The following is a 761-nucleotide window of genomic DNA, read 5'->3' as shown; positions in this document are numbered from 1 at the left end:
CGACGATGTCACGCTCGGTGGTGACAAGTCGCTCGAGCGTTTCGATCACCCAGTGGAACCCCGGCATTAGATCGGCGAGCGACCGCTCCATCTCTGCTGCGGCTTCCTTGGCGGCTTCGCGCTGCTCGACAGGCAGGTCGCCCTCGAGCAGCCAACCGATTTCAACCTTGGGCCGCGCTCCGCGGCTGGCGCGCGCATCTGTCTGACTCCCATTTGGCATGGCGGCCTCAGACCCGCGCCCCGAGGTCCACCGCGAAGCGCAGCGCGAGAGCGGCCGCGGAGGCCGCTGCGGCCTTGGCCGCTTGACGGTTCAGGATGGAGGCCCTGTTGAACGCGGTGACGATACGATTGAGGTCTGAGTGGTCGAGCTCCTCGAAGCGCGACACACGGCGCAGCCGACGCGTGCCCGACAAGTACCAGAACCAGGCTGCCGCCGCGGCGGTGACGAGGCCGAACGCGTCGAGAATCGTTATCAGGATCGTCATTTACCTTCTCCTGGTGGGCTATCATTCGATGGCGCCGGGCCGGAACGCTGCTTCGGACATCAATCCGTCGCGTCAGATGGTGGTTCCTCCTGCCGGCCGCGGTGGATCAGCGCCATAATCTCCTTCGTGATTGCGTCTTCGAGCGCCTCGGCGAGTTGTGTCGGGCAGAAGAGGCTAACCGTCACACGCGCCTTTCCGAGGTCTGTCGTCGAGAACCGGATGCGGCTCTCGGGATCGAGAATGTCGACGCCTGCCCGCCGCTCGATTCGTGCGTTG

General features: G+C 65.0%; 3 protein-coding genes. All 3 read right to left on the bottom strand.

What is annotated here, in order from left to right; genetic code table 11:
• Nucleotides 1-220, bottom strand: a 220-nt coding sequence (locus P1J78_RS25070; RefSeq protein WP_275570091.1) for a hypothetical protein, incomplete at its 3' end; no start/stop codon positions are given.
• 7 nt (nt 221-227) lie between these two features.
• Nucleotides 228-485 (bottom strand): hypothetical protein, encoded by a 258-nt coding sequence (locus P1J78_RS25065; protein WP_275570090.1) that lies wholly within the window; start codon nt 483-485, stop codon nt 228-230.
• A 59-nt stretch (nt 486-544) separates the two neighbouring features.
• Nucleotides 545-761, bottom strand: a 217-nt coding sequence (locus P1J78_RS25060) for a hypothetical protein (RefSeq protein ID WP_275570089.1), incomplete at its 5' end; no start/stop codon positions are given.

This window comes from Psychromarinibacter sediminicola, assembly GCF_029168335.1.
GTDB classification, from domain to species: Bacteria; Pseudomonadota; Alphaproteobacteria; order Rhodobacterales; family Rhodobacteraceae; genus Psychromarinibacter; species Psychromarinibacter sediminicola.
The sequence above is the reverse complement of the archived record's forward strand: the minus strand, read 5'-3'. Positions and strand labels throughout refer to the sequence as shown.

What these genes read in the sequence shown, in the direction of transcription:
- P1J78_RS25065 (WP_275570090.1), bottom strand. Translation starts at nt 485, where the DNA reads ATGACGATCCTGATAACGATTCTCGACGCGTTCGGCCTCGTCACCGCC.